The following is a 12,748-nucleotide window of genomic DNA, read 5'->3' as shown; positions in this document are numbered from 1 at the left end:
CGGAGGAGCGCTCATCTCGGGTCTAACCTGGCTCCGTGACACAGCAATTGAGCACCGTGGTGCTGATGTGTGGTCTTCCTGGAGCGGGAAAGACCACGTACGCGAAGGAGTTGGTGCGACGCGGTTACGTTCGGCTCTCGATTGACGAGGTGGTCTGGCAGCGACTCGGGCGGCGCGACGCCGGCCTCGTGCTGAAGGCTGAGGAGTTCGACCAGCTCAAGGAAGAGGTCCGCCGCGAACAGCGGCAGGAACTGGTCGAGCTGATGCTGGCCGGGCGCGATGCGGTGGTGGACTACAGCTTCTGGAGTCGTGCCGCCCGCGACGATTACAAGGCGCTGATCGAGAACCACGGCTGCCGTTGGGAACTGGTCCACCTCAAGGCCGATCGGACGACGCTGGAGCATCGCCTCGCGCTACGGAAAGGTGAGGAAGGCGCCAACTCCGTCACCGTGGATCAGACGCTGTTCAACCGCTACCTGGCCAACTTCGAGGAACCGGACGGAGAGGGTGAGCAGGTCGTCATGCAGTCCTCGACTTGAACGTCTGAAGCCGTTCGGCGGCGAGAGGAAGCCCGCCCCAGCGGATGCCCTTTTCGCTGCGGATGCGGGCCCGCTCCCTGCGCTGGGCCGCGCCACTGAACTTGAACGGGTCGGGGGACTTCCGTGGTCTGACCGTTCGCGCGCACGCTCAGCTCGGCGGCCCGGTTCCGGCGCCCGTCGGGCAGGGGCGGTACCTTGCCGCCATGTGCATCTCGACAGGTGGGGCCGCGTTTTCCGGCACGATCGCGTACTGCGGGCGCCAGCACCACCGCGTGCACGGCCTCGTCCACGTCCTGGGCTACCAAAACACGGCCCTAAACCTGGCGGACGGCCCGAACGCCATGCTGCTGCACCTGCCCACCAGGCAGCTCACACCCGGGCACTTCCTCTCCGCCGGGCGCGCCGGCGACATCCTGCACCGCATGGTCGCCGCCGTGGATCACGTCACCGCCGCAGCCGACGGCATCGCGTGGATGAGCGCGGAACCGCGGCCCGTCCAGGTCTTCGACCACGACGTCTACACGGTGCTCCTGGCAGACGACCCCACCGCGGTTCCCGCCGCGCTGTGGCAGGTGCCGCCGCACCGGCGCCCCGATCTCGACCCGGATCTCCTGCACTTCTACGCCGACCACTTCCCCGACCACACCATCGCCGTGTGCTGCTTCGACAACGCCGACGCGCAACGTGCCAAGCCCCTGCTGCTGTGGTACCCGCCCCTCGACCCCGACCGGCTGACCGTGCCGGCCCTGGACAGCCACACCGGTAAGGCACCGGACCTCGACGCCACCGTGCCCGTGGACCACTGGGTCCTGTTCTCCACCGACCAAGCCCCCTCCGACTGGGGCGCACCCGTCGCGTACCCCAGGGACATGCGTCACCGCCTGCGCGCCTTCCTCCCCACCGCCGTCGTCGGCCGGCACTACGGCCGCGGGCAGACTCTGCCCAACGGAGACTTCACCATCAGTCACCGCGACCTGCTCACCGGCGACCCGGACCGCATCGAACGCCTGCAACCGACCCGCCGCTGAGAGACAAGGACGGGCGGGAGGCGGCACGTCAACCGAACCCGACATCACCCGATCAAGTTCAGCAGCCGGTTGGTATGGCGGGCGTTGGTGTCGCGTCGGCACAGGCAGGCGGGCAGGGAGGGGGTCTGAGCGTGTGGTTGCGATGGTTGGAATTGGTGGACCTGTGCGGTCAAGAACCAGGGCCCGCCCCGTGATCATGTGATGGGGCGGGTCAGAGTCCAGGAGCGGGGGTCGGCACGGGGCCGGAAAAGCTGCGAGCGTGCGCGGGTGTTAGCTTCTCTACCGTGGTGGAGCACCAGAACGAGACCAGGGCAGCTTACGACGGGATCGTGGAGCTGTATGCGTCGATGTTCGCCGATCGGCTGGAGACGCAGCCGTTCTCGCGGGCCATGATCGGTACCTTCGCCGAGCTGGTGCGAGGGACAGGGAATCCGCGGGCAGCCGACGTCGGGTGCGGGCCTGGACATCTGACGGCCATGCTGCACGATTTGGGGCTGGACGCTCTCGGGATCGACCTCTCCCCGGCCATGGTCGACCACGCCCGGCGGGCCCATCCGGCGCTGCGGTTCGACGAGGCGCGGATGGAGGGCCTGCCGTTCGAGGACGGCGCGCTCGGCGGCGTGCTGGCCCATTACTCGATGATCCATACCCCGCCTGGGGAATTGCCCGCGCTGCTTGCCGAGCAGGTGCGTGTCCTGGCACCAGGAGGCCTGCTCCTGGTCTCGTTCTTCGCGACCGACGGACCCGAGCCGGTCCGCTTCGACCACAAGGTGACGCCCGCTTACAGCTGGCCGGTGGACCGGTTCGCCGAGTTGCTGGCCGGGGCCGGGCTCGTCACGTTCGCCCGGCTGCTCCATGACCCTGCCTCCGAGCGGGGTTTCCTCGACGCACACTTGCTGGCCCGCCTCCCCTGAGAAGGTGTTCAGACGCGTCGGGTGATCCCGGCTGTGGCGTGCTCAACTGTTGGCAGGGAGCTGGCGCGCGAAGCGGCGGACGGAATCGGTGAAGGCATCCGGGGCGTCGAAGTTCGCGAGGTGTCGTGCCCGCGGGATCAATTCGACGCGAGCATGCGGATGCGCGCGGGCGAAGTCCGCCTCCTTGGTACGGAAGACGGCGTCCTTCTCACCGTTCAGGATGAGGACCGGAGCGTTCACATAACGCATCGCACCTGCGTCGAAGCGTCCGAGTACCTCGTCCCAGGCCGCTGGCAGGGTATGGAAGGCGTAGCCGGACCGTAGAGTCGCCTCCACCACTTCCCGTGGGTAGAGCCGCAGCAGCAACCGGTCGTTCCAACGAGCCAGACGATCCGCAGGCATACGGGGGACAAGCCTGGCGACCCACCGATAGGGCGCTGCCCAGAGGCCGCGCGTGGATGCACTGGCTCCCGCAAGGATCAGCCCACGCAGCCGTTCCGGACAGCGTCGCGCGAACTCCAGCGAGGCATATCCGCCGAGGGAGTGACCGACGACCAAGGTCGGCCCGCGGTCGAGCGAGTCCACCGCGGAAGCGATGATCTCTGTCGCCGTGCTCAGGCTCCAGGGCTGAGCACCGCGTTCCCCGTGGCCGGGCAGGTCAACAGCGGCTACCGGGAATTCGTCCCGGAGTGCGGCAAGCTGCATGCTCCACTGTCCCGCGCTGAAGCGCGTTCCGTGAACGAAGACTATGGGCACTGCATCCGCTGCCGTCATCAGGTCCCCCAGGTGACATCGTTCCCAAGCCGACTCTACCGGCGGGATCCTTCTCGCGATCAAGGGAGATGCCAGAAGGTGCACAAATGGCCAACTGTGTGGCGTTCAGTCACATGCTTGTGGAGACGAGAATGACGGCGTCCAAGACCGTTGTGCGGCGAACGACCTGGACACCATCGCGACAGCACTCGATGCCGCCACAGGCGATCCGCTGAAGGAGCGTCCGGACCTGTTCGTGCCGTAGCGGCCGCCGTGGGGATCGCGTCGCAGCTTACCGACGTCGGGCTGGTCACCCCTGCGATGATGCAGGCCAAACTGGGTTTCGCCTCCGAGGCCAGGTGGCTCTGGCATGCCCGGGCCCGCTTGCGGCACCTCTTGCCGTAACTGCCGCAGCAACCCGACTACAACAAGCGGGGAATACGCCCAAATTTGACCGGGGTAGGGTCATGCGCATGCCTATGGGATACGTGGTGACGACCGCGCTCTTGACCTGGTGCACTTTCTTCGCCCTTGTCGCACCGCGCAGGCCCCGACCGCTGGCGACAATGAGCTTCTGGTTCGGCATGGTCCTCAACGAGGCGCCCTTCCTGGGCATGTTCGCCGTGGTGGCATCCACGGCATTGGCCGCCACCCAAGGCGATCTGGAGTCACCGGCGAGCAAGGTGACGGCCGCGGTGGCACTCGCCACCATCCCCGGGATGGCCGTGTCCGCCTGGCGGGGCCTGCGGACGGACCAGGTGGTCGGGCGCGCCCTTGAGCAGGGGCTTGGGACCGGCTGGCGGGATCATGCGCACAAACCGCTGAACCGCCGCCGGTCCTGGGCCAGCTTCCCGCTGCTGTCGCGCTTGATGCGGCGGCGCGACGTGGAGCGGATCCCCAACATCAGCTACGGGGACGCCGGCCGCCGGAATCTGCTCGACATCTACCGCCGCCGCGACACACCGCAGAACGGGCCGGTCCTGATCTACTTCCACGGCGGCGGGTTCACCAGCGGAGCGAAGAGCCGCGAGGCGCGGCCCCTGCTCTACCGGCTCGCCGGTCAGGGGTGGGTGTGCATCAGCGCCAACTACCGGCTGCGGCCCCAGACCACTTTCCCCGGCCACCAGATCGACGCCAAAAAGGTCATCGCCTGGGTCCGCGAGCACGTCCCCGAATACGGCGCCGATCCGTCGAGGCTGTTCGTGGCGGGCAGTTCCGCCGGCTCCAACCTGGCGGCCGTGTGTGCGCTCACGCCGAACGACCCGGTGTTCCAGCCCGGATTCGAGGCGGCCGACACGTCGGTCACCGCGGCGATCTGCCTCTATGGCTACTACGGACACTTCTTCAGCAAGGAGCCCGACGCAACACCGTCCCCGAACCAACCGTATGCGTACCTCAACCCCGGTGCGCCACCGTTCCTCATCGCCCACGGCACCAAGGACGCGCTGGCGACCATCGAGGGCGCCCGGTACTTCGTCGACCGGCTGCGCCGTGTGTCGGAGAGCACCCTCGTCTACGCCGAACTGCCTGGCGGACAGCACGCGTTCGACCTGTTCCACTCCGCGCGCTTCGAGGCTGTCGTGGACGGCGTCGAAGCCTTCGCCGCCTGGGTCCTGGCTGCTCCGAGGCGCACTCCCGACTCAGCCCTTTAGGGCGTGTGTCGGGAGTGCTCCAGGGCCAATACGATGACGCCCTTCCACCTTGCGATGCACCGCAGGTGACGCCGCGCGCTGATCCATCAGGGATTACGGGACAGCCCTTGGGAGGAGCCGTAGTGGGCCGGGCGCAAGGGGCAGCCGGTGCGTTCTGTTGTCTGTCTTTCGTTCGAGGTGCGTGAGGTGCGGGGACGTACCGTATGCCCTTAGTGAGGAATAAGAAACACATAAAGTTAGGATGCATGGCCGGGTCGAGCCAGGGCACACGTGGTTCTGGAGGTTGATAACTATGGTTCCCCTGCTTCTCGTTCTCCTGCTCGCCCTGCTCCTCTTCGGTGCCGGATTCGCACTGAAGGCCCTGTGGATCGTCGCCGTGATCGTGCTGGCTGTCTGGCTGCTCGGATTTGCCATGCGTTCCGTGGGAGCCGGTGGTCGTCGTGGCCGCTGGTACCGCTGGTAGAGAGATGAGGTAGCCCGGTAATGCGGGGCGGCTCCAGACATTCAGGTCTGGAGCCGCCCCGCATTTATCTGCCTCTTCCAGAGAATTGCCGCGGTATGCGGGTCGGCGGCGTCTTGACCAGGCACGGGAATCCCAACCGGCGTAACGGAGCAGCAGATCGCGCGGGAAGCCGGCGGCACAGGTGCCCTGCATGTTGTGGTCCGTACGATGCGGCTGCCGGAAACATCCTCGAATGGGCACAGGCCCGAGCCTGCCAACAGTGAACACCCGTCGTCGCCGTGTGTTCTGCGCGCCGGCGGGTACCGGAAATCACATGACTGTTGCGAAGACAAGTTTTCTCGTCCTGGACTGCGCGGAGCCCGAAGCCCTTGCGGAGTTCTACGCCTCATTGCTCGATGCCGAAATCCAGACGATGAGCGATCCTGATTTCGTGGAACTCGTAGGCCACAACGGCGTACATCTGGCGATCCGCAGGGATCACGGGTACGCCCCGCCCAGCTGGCCCCGGCCGGAGGACGCCCAGCAGGCGCACCTTCGGATACTCGTTGCGCACGGCGATTTGGACGAGGCGGAACGCGAGGCGGTGAGCCTCGGCGCAATGCCGATAGAGACCAAGGACAGCATCGGTTCACGCAGCGTACGTTTGTACGCCGACCCCGCCGGGCATTCCTTTTCGCTCGCGGTGTCCCCGCGGGACGAGTCGGTGGACCGAGGAGAGAACGCACCATGAAGAGCCGGACCATCGGGTCCGAGCTCAACTCGTAGCGCTCCTCCCCGCTTTGGAGCGCGCACTGAACACTCATCGCCGGGCGCGCACGCGGCCGGGTTCGATCGTCGGCCGGGTGAGCCAGCGAGTGCGTCGTGAGCCCGGTGAAGAGGCGCCCGGTGCCGGTGTACGACCCGGCGACGACCTCGCCGTCGACCGGCCTGTGGCCCCCCAAGGGGCGCCGTGGCGCGGGCCCTTGGCAGCCTCGTCCTTGAGATGTCTGGGCCCGCTCAGCCGTCCCCGGCGCCCGGGCACGTCTGACTGTGGAAGGCGGTGGACCACCCTGCTCGGTTCGGCGAGGGGGGTTGATCATGGGCTTCGGGGGCAGGCGACGCATGGCAGTCAATCAAGGATTGGTGGCGACGTGACGAGATCCATCCAGGCCCAAGGAGTGTCCGTAGCACCGGAGCAGACGACATCGTCGGCGCGCGGCGAGCGGATGATGTGTGACCTGCCGTGGATCGAGGACGCGGGCAAAGTGGCGCCCAACGATGCCCGGGCCTTGTCCAAGCTGTTCTTCGACCAGCTTCAGGTCCTCGAAGAAGGCACACGCGAATACCAGTACGCCCGCAACACTCTGATCGAGATGAACCGGAGCCTGGTCGTCTTCGCAGCGAGCAGGTTCCGAAACCGCGGCAACGGCGAGATGGAGGACATCATCCAGGTCGGGACGGTCGGCCTGATCAAGGCCATCGACCGCTTCGACCTGTCACGCGAGGTCGAATTCACCTCCTTCGCCATCCCCTACATCGTCGGCGAGATCAAGCGGTTTTTCCGTGACACCAGTTGGGCCGTCCACGTCCCCCGCCGTCTGCAGGAACTCCGCTTGGAACTGGCCAAGGCCAAAGACCGGCTGGCCGTGGTCCTGGGCCGTCAGCCCAGCGTTCACGAGCTGGCCGAGTACCTCGACCTGAGCGACGAAGAGATCATCGAGGGTCTGGTGGCGTCCAACGGCTACACGGCCGGCTCTCTCGACGCCCCCGGCGGGAACGACGACGGATCCGACGGCGGCCTCACCTATGCCGAGAGCCTCGGCGACCGCGATCCCGCCATGGACCTGGTGGAAGACCTCCACGCTCTGGCTCCGCTCCTGGAAGAGCTCGACGACCGGGAGCGCCACATCGTCGAGATGCGCTTCGGCCAGGAGATGACCCAGTCCCAGATCGGTGCGGAACTGGGCGTTTCCCAGATGCACGTATCCAGGCTCCTGACCCGCACCCTGACCAAGCTCCGTAACGGCATGCTCACGGAGACCTGAGCCGACGGTCAGAAGCTTGATGGAGACCCGCCCTTGTCGGGAAGAAAATGGACGGACAAACCCGAGAGAAGGACTGTTGTGCTGCTGGCACACCCCGCGATACTGCGGAATCTTGTCGAACAGTACGAGACGCTGAAGGTCCTGCACGCGGAACAGGGATCGTCCGAGACGCGACGCCGACTGGAAGACATCACGTACACGCTGTGTGTCTCCACAGGCACGCGCACGCCCGGAGCGGCCGTCACCGTGGCAGAGCAGCAGTTGAACTCTGCGCTCAGCGAAGTGGCGACGCCCATGGTTCCGGCAGCGTCGTCCAGCGACTGACGAAGGTAACCGACGAGGCCGGTCAGGGGTGCTGCCCCTGTGCGCCTCGACCTCACTGGCCGAGTGGTTCAGGCGTGATCCACGAGCTGGGACGGGGACAAACCTTTCTCACGCGCGCAGTGTGCGCAGCAGAAGAACTGTCCGTCAGCCTGCATGCCGTGGCCGAGGATGCGGCACTGGCAGTTGACACACGTCGGTGCCATTTTCTGGGCGGCGCACTCGATGCTGTCGAAGACGTGGACCGCTCCTCCCGCGGCACGCACCTCGAAAGCCAGCTCGTAGTCGTTGTTGCATACCTCGCACACGGCCATGGACGGTCCTTCCTCGCTGCTGAATCGATGAGCTGGGGCGCCCGCCCGTTTGCCCGTGGAGGCGCGGCGCCCTGGACACTAGCGAGAAGGCGCCCCGGTCCTCCGGCGGCGCGTGGAATGCGACCCGACCGTCCCGCAGGAATCACTCACATAGCGTCGCGCCCCCGCTCGAGACCGATCCGGCTTGCTCGGCCCGGCTTGAAAGAGGTTGTGCATGAGGGCGATGCCGATCACCGTATGTTGGACGGTCCGGTGGTTCGTGGCGTACCGGGACGGCAACACCGCAAACTCCGCCCGTGCCGGGCCGGCGGTCTGCGGTGACGCCGTGCGCCCTGCGCCTCAGTGGGTGCGTCGTCCTGCGATGAGCCGGTAGATGGCCAGAACGATGACGGATCCGACCACGGCGGCGATCCAGGTGGAGAGGTGGAAGAAGCCCTTGATCGAGTGGACGCCGAAGATGACCTTTCCCAGCCAGCCGCCCAGAAGACCGCCGGCGATGCCGATCAGCATCGTGATCAGGCAGCCTCCCGGGTCCCTACCCGGCATCAACGCCTTGGCGATCGCACCGGCCAGCAGGCCGATCAAGATCCACGCAATGATGCTCATACACACGCACCTTTCACCCAAACGCCGCTGCTCATCGTCTCTTGTGCCCACTTCGGCCACAGCGAACGGTTGACCACTACCAGCCGGACAACTTCCAGCATCCGTCAGCGGCTGCCCCGCATCACTTCAACGCGCGGGGCGACGTTGATCTGGCTGGGTGCGGCCAAGCGCAAGGCCCAGACGGCTTGAGGACTCGAAGAGCACAGTGCTGAGCCCTTCGTCGAGGGCGACGTTCAGAGTTCGGCATCCGTGTCGTCTCCGGTCTGCTGCGCCACTGTCCGCAATCCCGACGAGGGCCGGCACCACGAGCAGCAGCGACAGGCGCAGACCGCCGGGGGCGACGACGGCGGCGACCATGAGCGGCGCGGCGGCGAAGCCGAGGTTGCCGCCCAGGGAGAACCAGCCCATCGCGCTGTGGCCTCCCTCGCTGACGAGCCGCGCAACGCGGGCGGACTCGGGATGGTAGGCCGCGACCCCGACACCGGTCGCGGGCGGCGTCGGGATCACGCCGATGCGGGCACTGTTCGAGACGCTGCCGGGCGGACCCGGCGACATCACACTGCTCTACCGCGCGAACAACATGGCCCAACTGGTGCTGCGTGAGGAGCTGGAAGCCATCGCCCGCACCCGGCAGGCCGGGCTGCACTATCTCCTCGGGTCCTCCGACGCCGCCTTCGACCCGCTGGCGCCGCAGGCGCTGCGCAATCTGCTCCCCGACCTCGCCGAGTACGACGTGTATCTGTGCGGGCCGCCGGGCATGGAGGACGCCGTGATCGTCGCGCTCACCAGGGTGGGCGTCCCAGCCGAGCACATCCACTCCGAAGACTTCTCCAACTAGGGCAGGGATCCTGATGGCACGTCACCGCAGACCCCGCGGGACCGGCCCCGGCGCCACCGACAGATCCCGTCGGCAGTACGGTGTCCCGCCGGCGTGCCCGGTGTGCCCGGCGGTCCTGGCAGGCGGATAGGGTCCCGGCATGGACGTCCGTGTAGAGATCATCCAGGCAGCGAGTGAGGAACTCGTAGACGCCTTCAGCCGACTGCTGCCGCAGCTGTCCGCGACGGCCGACCCCCTCGACCATGAAGCGGTCGACCGGATGGTGACGTGTGATGCCACCACCATTCTCGTCGCCCGGACATCCGACGCGATCGTCGGCACTCTGACTCTGGTGCTGCTGCCCTTGCCGTCCGGACTGCGGGCCCGGGTAGAAGACGTAGTGGTCGACAGCATGGCGAGAGGCCAAGGGGTCGCGGGCCTTCTTACCGAGAAGGCCCTGCAGATCGCCAGAAAAGCCGGCGCCCGGACAGTCGATCTCACCTCCCGTCCGGACCGTCTGGCCGCGAACCGGCTTTACGAACGTCTCGGCTTCCAGGTCCGCCAGTCGACGGTCTATCGATTCGCTATCGACCGGTAAGAGGCGTCATCACGGTCTGCCGCAGGTAGCCCCGAATCCCACCAGCGCCGCCGAGCCGGCTCCCGTCTCGATCGGTCGGCTCCGATTCGCTGACCGGCCGCCGCCCGCGGAATCCTTCCACCGCAGTCATGCACGAGCTGAACAGGGCCGCTCCCGGTCAGGGTTCGGTGAAGGTCGCCTGGAGGAGGTCGGCGAGGAGAGCCGCGCAGGAGCCGTCGGGGTCGTAGATGGTGAGGTTGAAGCCCACGCAGTGCTCGGACCACACCAAAGTCCCCAGCAGCACGGCGAGTTCGTCGGGCATGAGCCCTCCGGGGTCGGGGCTGTCGACGGCGGGCATGACGGAGGGGTCCAGCACGTCAGCGTCCAGATGAACCGAGAACCCCTCGGTCACAGGCACTTCGAGTGCCTGCAGAACCGCGCCCGCCAGCTCCTCGGCGCCCCACTCCCGGATCTCCCCGACCGTTGCGTTTGTGATCTTCAACTCGGTGAGCTCGGCGCGCTCTTCGTCGCAGTCCCGAATGCCGATGACTCTTACGTCCTCGTCCCTGACGTACGGCTGCAGCCCTTCGAGGTCCGTCAGGTCCGCCTGGCCGCGGCCGGTAGCGATGGCGAGCTCCTCTCCGCCCGCGGCACCGATACGGTCGGAGTTCCCGGGATGCCGGAAGTCCGCGGATCCGTCGATGACGGCGAGTCCCTACCGCCCGATGCGACAGAGGGCGAGTGAGGCGCCGAACTGGATGGAACAGTCCCCGCCGAGGACGACCGGGAAGTCCCCTGCCCGGACGTGGTGCTCGATGCGGTCGGCGAGGCTGCAGGTGTACGTGGCGATCGCCCCGGCGTTGAACACGCCCTCGCCCTCCTGCCAGCCGCCGCGGTCGTAGCGGGGTGGCTTCAACGGCGGAGGCGGCTACACCGGGTTCCATGGGGACGACTTCGATTGGGCGCCGGAACGCCCACCGCTTGCTCCAGTGCAGGCATGGCCTTCTCAGCCTCGGCGAGCGGCTCGCAGGCGCCGTCGATCAGCAGCAGGAGACGCACCGCATCTTGCTCCCGGCTGGCCACCGGGCTTACAGGTTCCTGTCCCGCCCCCTCGTGATCCATCTCGACAGCGTAACCATCCGCACACAGGCCTGACCATGGTGTGACGGGGGCGCATGAGGACGTGCACCGCCTGCCGCCCTTGGACTTCGACCTACACACCTGGTTGGCCCCTTGCTCGCCCTTGCGATCAAGTCCTGATCATTGGGCGGGCTGCCTGTGGACAGAGGCCGGACCGGCAAGCACCACAAAGGGCGGGGCAGACTCTTGCGGGTCTGACCCATCCGTGAGATGGGAGTAGCGGGGAAGGTCAGGCGAGGTAGTCGGCGACCTTCTCGGCGAATGCCTGCTCGCTGAGGACCGTGATGCCCATCTCTCGCGCCTTGGCCAGCTTGGATCCGGTGTTCTCGCCCGCGACGAGCAGCGTGGTCTTCCTGGACACGCTGCCCGAGGACGTCCCGCCCGCGTTCTCGATGAGCTCCTTCACGTCGTTGCGGTTGCGCCCGGCCAGGGCTCCGTTCATGCCGCCGGTGACCACGACGACCTGGCCTGCGGGCGGCCCGCTGGCGGCGTCTTCGGTGACCGGCTCGCTCATGTTCACCCCGGCGGAGGTCATCTTGTCGATGACCTCGCCCATGGCGGCGATGTGGGCTGCGATCTACGGGGCGTTGGCACCGGGGAGCTTCGGCACGGCAGCCAGGGCGTCGGTGTCGGCCGCGCGGATCGCGTCCATCGTGATGAAGTGCCGGGCGATCACGAGGCCTGCCTGGTCCGCGAAACCGCCATTCCGATCCGCCCGGCTCCGAGGCTCACGGGCTCTGCGGGCGGGTTCGATGTCGTCCGCCCCGACCGGTCCGGCTCACGGGCCGAGGTCCTCATCGCCGTGTCGCGGATTCCGGCGAGGGGCGCGGCGGGCCGCAAGGTGACGGTCGGCGAGTGGTTCTTCTGCTGCGACCGCGTCACCGTGACCGGACCGGGCGGTCGCCGGAGGCCGTCAGTTCGCGGGGCGGGGCAGTACGGCGAGGGCGGTGCGGGCGATGTCGGTCAGCGTCTCTTCGTCGGCTCCGGCCTTGCCCAGTGCTTCGATGCCGCGCAGTACGGCCAGGACCAGCGCGGCCAGCTGTCCGGGATCCGCGTCCGCGTCGAGGTCGCCGTTGCGCTGGCAGGCAGTGATGTCGTGCTCCAGCAGGGTGCGCAGTGCTTCGACGGCCGTGTGCGCTCGCTCGGCCACGGTCTTGTCGTGTTCGGCCAGCTCGGCGGTGCCCTTGGCCAGCAGGCATCCGCGCTGGGCGGTGTCTGCGGCGGTGGCTGCGGCCACCGCGTGGATGTGGGCCGACAGCCGCGCGTATGCGTTCTTGTCGTCGCCGCGCAGCTGCTGGGCGGTGGCGTCGACGATTGCGCTGCAGTAGTCGTCGAACACGCGGTGGAAGAGGTCCTGCTTACCGCCGAACGCGCCGTACAGGCTGCCCTTGCCGAGGCCTGTGGCCGCGGCGATGTCGTCCATGCGAGTGGCGGCGTACCCGCCCGCCCAGAACTGCTCCCGGGCGGTGTCCAGTACCTGCTGCTCGTCGAATTTCCGAGGTCGTGCCATGGGGGTGAGCATAACGCTTTCTTGACTCGTTCGTCCACAACAGTTAACGTTATGGACGATCCAGTCAATAACTATCGAGGAGTGGCACGT

The 12,748-nt window shown here is 67.2% G+C and carries 15 protein-coding genes and 2 pseudogenes; 10 read left to right on the top strand and 7 right to left on the bottom strand.

Features of this window, described 5'->3' with window-relative positions; genetic code table 11:
* Nucleotides 1-35 precede the first annotated feature (35 nt).
* The 3 genes from ACFYP5_RS32295 to ACFYP5_RS32285 all read left to right on the top strand — a co-directional run bounded on the left by ACFYP5_RS32295 (nucleotide 36) and on the right by ACFYP5_RS32285 (nucleotide 2,481).
* Nucleotides 36-539 carry an AAA family ATPase gene (locus ACFYP5_RS32295; protein ID WP_389042447.1) on the top strand — a complete coding sequence of 168 codons (504 nt, stop codon included), beginning with the start codon at nucleotides 36-38 and terminating at the stop codon, nucleotides 537-539.
* A gap of 203 nt (nucleotides 540-742) precedes the next feature.
* Nucleotides 743-1,567: a hypothetical protein gene (locus tag ACFYP5_RS32290; protein WP_389042445.1), complete on the top strand. Its 825-nt coding sequence runs from the start codon at nucleotides 743-745 to the stop codon at nucleotides 1,565-1,567.
* A gap of 284 nt (nucleotides 1,568-1,851) precedes the next feature.
* Nucleotides 1,852-2,481 carry a class I SAM-dependent methyltransferase gene (locus ACFYP5_RS32285; protein WP_389042443.1) on the top strand — a complete coding sequence of 210 codons (630 nt, stop codon included), beginning with the start codon at nucleotides 1,852-1,854 and terminating at the stop codon, nucleotides 2,479-2,481.
* Nucleotides 2,482-2,523: 42 nt separating this feature from the next.
* Here ACFYP5_RS32285 and ACFYP5_RS32280 read toward each other — a convergent pair whose 3' ends face one another.
* Complete coding sequence (locus ACFYP5_RS32280; protein WP_389042441.1) at nucleotides 2,524-3,255, bottom strand: alpha/beta fold hydrolase; 732 nt, start codon at nucleotides 3,253-3,255, stop codon at nucleotides 2,524-2,526.
* 452 nt (nucleotides 3,256-3,707) lie between these two features.
* Between ACFYP5_RS32280 and ACFYP5_RS32275 the strand changes: the two genes are divergently transcribed.
* From ACFYP5_RS32275 to ACFYP5_RS32255, 5 genes are all read left to right on the top strand, one after another.
* Entirely contained in the window at nucleotides 3,708-4,886 is a 1,179-nt protein-coding gene (locus tag ACFYP5_RS32275) for an alpha/beta hydrolase (RefSeq protein WP_389042439.1), read from the top strand.
* Between the two features lie 292 nt (nucleotides 4,887-5,178).
* Entirely contained in the window at nucleotides 5,179-5,349 is a 171-nt protein-coding gene (locus tag ACFYP5_RS32270; RefSeq protein WP_030932556.1) for a hypothetical protein, read from the top strand.
* Between the two features lie 313 nt (nucleotides 5,350-5,662).
* Entirely contained in the window at nucleotides 5,663-6,079 is a 417-nt protein-coding gene (locus ACFYP5_RS32265; RefSeq protein WP_389042438.1) for a VOC family protein, read from the top strand.
* Between the two features lie 475 nt (nucleotides 6,080-6,554).
* Entirely contained in the window at nucleotides 6,555-7,373 is an 819-nt protein-coding gene (locus ACFYP5_RS32260) for a SigB/SigF/SigG family RNA polymerase sigma factor (RefSeq protein ID WP_389042558.1), read from the top strand.
* A gap of 78 nt (nucleotides 7,374-7,451) precedes the next feature.
* Entirely contained in the window at nucleotides 7,452-7,697 is a 246-nt protein-coding gene (locus ACFYP5_RS32255) for a DUF5133 domain-containing protein (protein WP_389042436.1), read from the top strand.
* A gap of 68 nt (nucleotides 7,698-7,765) precedes the next feature.
* Here the strand turns inward: ACFYP5_RS32255 and ACFYP5_RS32250 are convergent, their stop codons facing one another.
* From ACFYP5_RS32250 to ACFYP5_RS32240, 3 genes and pseudogenes are all read right to left on the bottom strand, one after another.
* The gene (locus ACFYP5_RS32250; protein WP_326816350.1) at nucleotides 7,766-8,008 is read right to left on the bottom strand and encodes a hypothetical protein; all 243 of its coding nucleotides are present in this window, start codon (nucleotides 8,006-8,008) and stop codon (nucleotides 7,766-7,768) included.
* Between the two features lie 339 nt (nucleotides 8,009-8,347).
* Entirely contained in the window at nucleotides 8,348-8,614 is a 267-nt protein-coding gene (locus tag ACFYP5_RS32245) for a GlsB/YeaQ/YmgE family stress response membrane protein (RefSeq protein ID WP_329157295.1), read from the bottom strand.
* Between the two features lie 285 nt (nucleotides 8,615-8,899).
* Nucleotides 8,900-9,100, bottom strand: a pseudogene (locus tag ACFYP5_RS32240) (MFS transporter); the annotation flags it as partial.
* A 25-nt stretch (nucleotides 9,101-9,125) separates the two neighbouring features.
* Between ACFYP5_RS32240 and ACFYP5_RS32235 the strand changes: the two are divergent.
* Together ACFYP5_RS32235 and ACFYP5_RS32230 are read left to right on the top strand one after the other, a co-directional pair.
* The gene (locus tag ACFYP5_RS32235; RefSeq protein WP_389042434.1) at nucleotides 9,126-9,452 is read left to right on the top strand and encodes a hypothetical protein; all 327 of its coding nucleotides are present in this window, start codon (nucleotides 9,126-9,128) and stop codon (nucleotides 9,450-9,452) included.
* A gap of 139 nt (nucleotides 9,453-9,591) precedes the next feature.
* The gene (locus ACFYP5_RS32230; protein WP_389042433.1) at nucleotides 9,592-10,029 is read left to right on the top strand and encodes a GNAT family N-acetyltransferase; all 438 of its coding nucleotides are present in this window, start codon (nucleotides 9,592-9,594) and stop codon (nucleotides 10,027-10,029) included.
* 157 nt (nucleotides 10,030-10,186) lie between these two features.
* On the opposite strand, the pseudogene ACFYP5_RS32225 reads toward ACFYP5_RS32230, so the two are convergent.
* The 3 genes and pseudogenes from ACFYP5_RS32225 to ACFYP5_RS32215 form a co-directional block, all read right to left on the bottom strand.
* Nucleotides 10,187-10,918, bottom strand: a pseudogene (locus tag ACFYP5_RS32225) (arginase family protein); the annotation flags it as partial.
* Nucleotides 10,919-11,377: 459 nt separating this feature from the next.
* A complete protein-coding gene (locus ACFYP5_RS32220; RefSeq protein WP_389042431.1) occupies nucleotides 11,378-11,704 on the bottom strand; it encodes a BRCT domain-containing protein in 327 nt (108 codons plus the stop codon).
* A gap of 357 nt (nucleotides 11,705-12,061) precedes the next feature.
* Nucleotides 12,062-12,658: a TetR/AcrR family transcriptional regulator gene (locus tag ACFYP5_RS32215; RefSeq protein WP_328891546.1), complete on the bottom strand. Its 597-nt coding sequence runs from the start codon at nucleotides 12,656-12,658 to the stop codon at nucleotides 12,062-12,064.
* Between the last annotated feature and the right edge of the window lie 90 nt (nucleotides 12,659-12,748).

This window comes from Streptomyces sp. NPDC005262 (genome assembly GCF_042872425.1).
Taxonomy (GTDB): domain Bacteria; phylum Actinomycetota; class Actinomycetes; order Streptomycetales; family Streptomycetaceae; genus Streptomyces.
Note: the sequence above shows the minus strand (reverse complement) of the source record. Positions and strands in the feature narration are given on the sequence as shown.